4 protein-coding genes are annotated in these 6,173 nt (G+C 32.0%); all 4 read right to left on the reverse strand.

Annotated elements, in window-relative coordinates; translation table 11 throughout:
* Positions 1-143 precede the first annotated feature (143 nt).
* Positions 144-1,310, reverse strand: coding sequence for a hypothetical protein (locus A2255_02185; GenBank protein ID OGI18087.1), 1,167 nt, complete (start codon positions 1,308-1,310; stop codon positions 144-146).
* Positions 1,311-1,486: 176 nt separating this feature from the next.
* A complete protein-coding gene (locus A2255_02190; GenBank protein OGI18088.1) occupies positions 1,487-2,815 on the reverse strand; it encodes a hypothetical protein in 1,329 nt (442 codons plus the stop codon).
* A 217-nt stretch (positions 2,816-3,032) separates the two neighbouring features.
* Entirely contained in the window at positions 3,033-4,805 is a 1,773-nt protein-coding gene (locus A2255_02195; GenBank protein ID OGI18089.1) for a hypothetical protein, read from the reverse strand.
* Positions 4,806-4,917: 112 nt separating this feature from the next.
* A complete protein-coding gene (locus A2255_02200; protein ID OGI18090.1) occupies positions 4,918-5,901 on the reverse strand; it encodes a hypothetical protein in 984 nt (327 codons plus the stop codon).
* Between the last annotated feature and the right edge of the window lie 272 nt (positions 5,902-6,173).

The raw sequence follows: 6,173 nt of genomic DNA on the forward strand, positions 1-6,173 counted from the left end.
ATTTACTGCACTTTATGTGATCAATATATTGTTATCTGTGAAGATGACATTAAATCAAAAGGCATGATTATGTGTAATTGCGGCAATGCTGTCGGGCATTACGGCAAAGTCCTAAAAGACCCTAAATCTTAATACAAAAAATATTAAACTTTGCTGATTACTTCTGTTTGATTTGTCTGATTAGTTTGGTTTACTAAAATTCTTGATAAATCGAGCTTTGGCATGCCAAGAGCAGCATATTCCACACGATTTCTGCCGTTTCTTTTAGCTTGATACAAGGCTTTGTCAGCTCTTTCGCATAAGTCTGCTGCGCAGGAATCCATAAAATCACATTGAGCAACACCTACACTTATTGTTATCTGAATAGGAGAGTACGATAGGTAAAAGTATTGCTGTTCCACCATTATTCTTAATCTTTCAAGTAATTCATAGGCTTCATTCAGAGTTGTTTCAGGCAAAATTAACGCGAATTCTTCACCTCCATAACGAGCAGCTATATCGCAGCTCCTGGTATTTACAGAGAACAGTTCGCCAAGCTCTTTAAGAATCACATCGCCTACATTATGGCCATAAGTGTCATTTATTTTCTTGAAATAATCTATATCAAACAAGGCAAGACTTAAAGATGACTTATGTCTTTTAGCTCTTGCAATCTCTTCAGCGATTCTTCTATTAAATTCTCTTCTGTTTAAAAGCCCTGTAAGTGCGTCGGTAGTAGCTAAGTTATGGAGCATATTTGCATTATCGCTATGATGTTTGACCTGACTTGAAAGAATAATTCCAAGATAGCTTAATAAGCCTATAACACTTAAATAAGTAAGAGTCATAGAGAATATAATATTTTTATTTTCCACTAAAAGATCGCTTCTTAGCCAACCGCTTAACTCTGCTGCTAATAATAGCACCATGCCAATACCCAGTAATATTCTAGAGAATTTTTTATATGCAGAAAATAAGCTGTTGAATACCGGAATCAGATATAAAAATATGAGCCCAACATTACCTGTAAAAAAAGTGGCTACTGATATTAATATCACAGTTAATATGGAATTTAATTTTGCTAATACGTGGCACACTTCTGGTGTTGCTATTATTGATTTCTTGATTACTTGCCTTGTTGTTTCATTTACAAATGCGTGGATACCAAGAAATATCCAACAAGAGGCAATTAAAATATCTGTTGTTATGTTTTCTCTAAAATTTATTTGAACTGTATATATTAAAAAGTGAATTATTAATATTGCATATAAATAACGGTTAAAAGAAGTAACTTTTGCAAGCTGTATCTTTGGCTCGTCTTGAGCAAACACTGGATTTTCCTCCACAAAGAATATTCAAGATTAATTTTAGCTTAAATTTTATAAAACAGGAAAGATTTAATATAAGTTAATACGAAACTTTTTCTATTAGTTTATCTATTAATGATAAAAAACACTTGAATTATAATTCAAGTGTTTTTCTGAAAGGTTTATATATTGTGGAATATTTAGACTACTTCTTTCCAGACTTCTTGATTTCCAAGTAAATCGTAATCAAGTTCGCCTTCTTTTGAAGCAATAATTGATGCTATAACAGTTTCACTTGTAACGTTTACTAAGGTTCTGAACATATCTAAGAAACGATCAACAGCAAATAATAGTGCGAAACCTTGAATAACCTGCTCAGGTGTCAATCCCAGACCATTTAAAATTATTGTCATTGTTATTAAACCTGCACTAGGAATACCAGCTGTAGCGCTTGATGCCATTATTGCCAGGAAGCAAATTTGGATAATTGTCAGTGGTTCTAACACGACACCGTAAGCATGGGCTAGAAATATTATTGAAATGGTCTGGAATATTGCAGTTCCGTCTTTACTCATTGTAATTCCAAGAGGCAGGACAAAGCTGCAAATTTTGCTGGAAATTCCGGCTCTTCTTTCGCAACAGGCAATTGTGACAGGCAATGTAGCGGAGCTGCTTGCTGTACCAAATGCAACCATCATTGCTTCTGCTATAGCTTTATATAAGTTTGCAAAGCTAATTTTACCCAAAACTTTTAATAATAATGGATAAGTTATAAATAATTGAATACCAAGACCGAGTATTACTGTAAGTATGAATGGTGCAAGTTCATGAAATATTATTAGCCCCGATTTTGCAACAGTAAATGCTGTAAGGGCAAATATACCAGGAGTTGCAAGTACCATTATCCAGTCAGTAACACGCATTGTTGCAGCAAATATGGATTCAAAGAATGCCACTACAGGCCTGCTAAGATCTCCTATCATAGCAAGAGCTGATCCGAATATCATTACAAATATTATGATTGGTACTAATTCTGCTTTTGCTAGTGATTCTATAGGATTTTTAGGGATCATATTTAAGTACATTTGAGATAAGCTGGCTTTATCAGTTTGAATATGTGCTACTTGTACTCTGACTGCCTCAGCTTGTTGTTGATTTATAGTTGCTTCAACATTTTTACCTGGTTTAAATGCTAATGATAATCCAGCTCCAATGCCTACAGCTATAACAGCAATTATCATATAGTATAAAACCATTCGGGTTCCGATTTTACCAATTTGTTTATTATCACCCAGACTTGCAATTCCAACGATAATTGCACTAACAATTAAAGGGATTACAACCATTTGAATTAAATTAATAAATGCCTGCCCTACAAATGCTAAAACTTCGTGAAAAATCGTTTTATTACCGCCTTCTATCGGAAATAACAGACCAACGGTAATACCAGCTATTAAAGCAAAAAATATGTGCCAGTTTCTTTTTACTCCTAAGCCCAATGCGACTAGAATTTGCCAGTGTAATTTCATTATATTTTTCCTTCTAACAGTACTTTACTCTTTGATATATTTTTTATAGTTAATTATAAGCATAAGTTACCTAGAGTAATTTTATTATTTCTTGCTTAAAAAATAATCATTCATTTTAAGTAGAACTTTTTATGTATGGAATGCATAGAAAGCAAGGTTATAAAAATATATAAATTATCGATTATTGGTATTATTTTATGTTTAACTGGATTGCTAGTCAGGATAATTTTGTTTTAAGCGAATTGGCTACATTACTAATTACATAATCCCAATTGCCAGAAATATTTTGTCTAAATAATCGCATGTTTTTATACCAGGGTGTATCTTCTCTATCCATAAGCCATCTGAATTCACTTACATATGGTAACAATACCCATGCTGGTTTACCAAGAGCACCTGATAAGTGGGCTACTGAAGTATCAATAGTGATTATCAAATCCATATTTTCTATGACAGCAGCCGTATCCGAAAAGTCTTTGAATGTTTTTCCAAGATTGATTATTTCCATCTCGTTAGCTAAATTATCAAGCTGCTTTTCGCCATTACCTTTTTGAAGAGAGTAGATTTTTACTCCAGGAATGTGTGTGACATCTTTAAAAATATTTATATCAGAAATTGACCTTATTAAATCTCTATAAAAAATATTTTTTGCTTGCCATACCAGCCCTATTTTGAAGTCTTTATTGTTAAAGTAATTTTCCTTATAGAAAGCGACTTTTTGAGGATCAGCCTTTAGATAACCTTCACTAAACGGGATATTATCTATTTTGGTTTTAAATAAATAGGCTAAACTCATCAAAGAGGCATGAACATCGTATTCAAGATTGTTATCTAATACCGAATTATTAATAATTTTATACCCCAAATTATTCTGTTCGAATAATGTTTCAAGTTCTATTTGGGGTCTAAATATTATTTTTGAGCATTTTTGCTGTAAAAGTGGAAGGTATCTGGCGAATTGTATTGTATCGCCAAATCCTTGTTCGTAATAAATATATATAGTCTTATTATCAATTGTACTACCATCCCAGGCAGGTTTTGATAACGTAGAAAATCTTAATTCTTTTCTTGGAATATAAAGTCTTTTTTCAAAATATTCCCATCCTTTCTCAAAATCTCCTTTTAGTAATAAGGCTTGAGATAGACAAACATACGCTTCCAGATAATCGGGGTCTATTTCAAGAACTTTTTGATAATATTTGATGGATTCTTCTATTTCACCGATATCATAAAGAGCCATTCCCAACATTACATAAGATTTCTTGTGGCAGGGATCCAGTTTTATAGCCATCTTATATGAGTTTATAGTATTATTTAAATCACCTATACAGTAATATGTGTGACCTAAACTATAATATACATCGATATAATTGGGGGTTAATTCCAGTGTTTTTTTGAAGTAGCTTACTGCATCATCAAGTTTATGCAGTTCATAGTAGGATAACCCAAGGTTATAGTGTGCTGCTATAGAGTTACGTTCATAGTTAAGTGATAACTGGTAACATCTAATGGCTTCATTAAATTCACGTTTGTTTTGATAAGCTAACCCTAAATCAAAATATATGCCGGTAAAACTGGGTTCTAATTCTAAAACTTTTTTATAGCAATGAATTGCTTCATCAATTCTGTTTTTTAAGGAAAATGCCTTGCCAAGATTGAGATATACCTCAGCATCATCTCGATTTAGGTTTATAAATTTTTCATAACATATTATGGATTCATCCAGCTTATTGCAATCAAAATATATATTTCCGAGATCTTTAAAATAATATTCATCAGGATTTATGGTTATAGCTTTTTTAATATATTCAATAGCCAGATCAGGTTTGCTATTTTGATATGAAATTAAGCCTAAAAGATAAAATGCCACATCATTTTCAGAGTTATTTTTGAGTAATTCATTACAAATAACTTCTGCTTCCTGCAGCTTTCCGGCTTGCTGGTATTGAATAACTGTATTGAGTTTTTCTTGAACAGTATCAATATTCATACATTCTTTATCTAGCATTATTTTAATTATTAGAATTTGTTATTTATATTTAATCATTATACTAATTTAATTTGCAAATATTAATTATGGATAACATTTTATAAGCAGCTTTTTATTTAAAAGTTGCATTTAGCCAATCAGTACAGGTTTTTATAAATCTATCGTGAGATTGTAAATATAAATCTTCGGCATGAAAATTATCTTTAAACTTTTCAATTGCTTTGGGACTTCCTGCTTTCTTATATAATGTATCTGTATGCCATTCATAGACAGTAGGGTCTTTTGTACCTGTAATGAATAAAATGGGCGTTGGAGAAATATCCTGGATAACATCAACAGGCTTTGTCTTATTTAGAAAAATGTTACCGGGTCTGATTGACATAGCTCGCCATAATTCAAATTTCTCAAAAGTTTGCATATATGCCTCTTTTTTGAAACTATGATGCTCAATTTTGTCAAAATCTGATGGTGCACTTACGACTATTACACTATTTATATCTTTATACTTAGCTGTATAAATTATTGAAGTTGCTCCTCCCAGTGAAAATCCCATTAATGACACATTAGAATATCTTGATTTTGCATAATCAACAACAGCTTTTAAGTCATTAACTTCTCTGGCTGTAAAAGTAAAAGAGCCTGAGCTTTTACAATGTCCTCTAAAGTCCATTGAGATAATGTCAGTGTTTTTAAATAAGTCTTCAGACATATTTTTAAACACATATGAATCCTTACACATGTACCAGCCGGGACAAACTATTAAAACAGAGTCTCTCTTGTTTGAATCATAATGATTTACCGCAATTTTAACGTTATCTTTAGTACTTAAAATAATTTGTTTAGGGTTATTAGCTTTTTTAGTTTGATTTGTCGACTTTAATTTTTTCTGCTTAAATTGAGATGATTCGGTCTGGGCTAATGAAGGAAAGATTCCTAGTACTCTGTCCCCCAAATTATGATAATTATTGCTGGAGGGTATGTTACTGGAGGAGCCTATGAAATGCGAAGCAATTTCATCAGCGACGGAAATAATATATCCTCCAGAACTTATTGGACATCCCATTAATAAACAAAAAAGCAAGATTAGGATTTGCATATATGATCCTTAAAAATCTATAATTACTGAGAATGAAATTTAATATTGGCGCATAATTTGCTGCATCATTTATATTATACCCTTTCCTGTTTAATCAAAAAAATTTATTAATTATACCCGAATTGCTGATTAACTGAGTCGCTAGTGGTAAGATTTGTAAATAATATGCTAAAAGCAATCCCTGTCATTGCGAGGTGGCTAAGCCACAGTGACATTGTCAACAATCTTTCTTTAATATACAAAATCATTGATAATATGTTTGTGCCTCTGGC

The organism is Candidatus Melainabacteria bacterium RIFOXYA2_FULL_32_9 (assembly GCA_001784615.1).
In the GTDB taxonomy this organism is placed as follows: Bacteria; Cyanobacteriota; Vampirovibrionia; order Gastranaerophilales; family UBA9579; genus UBA9579.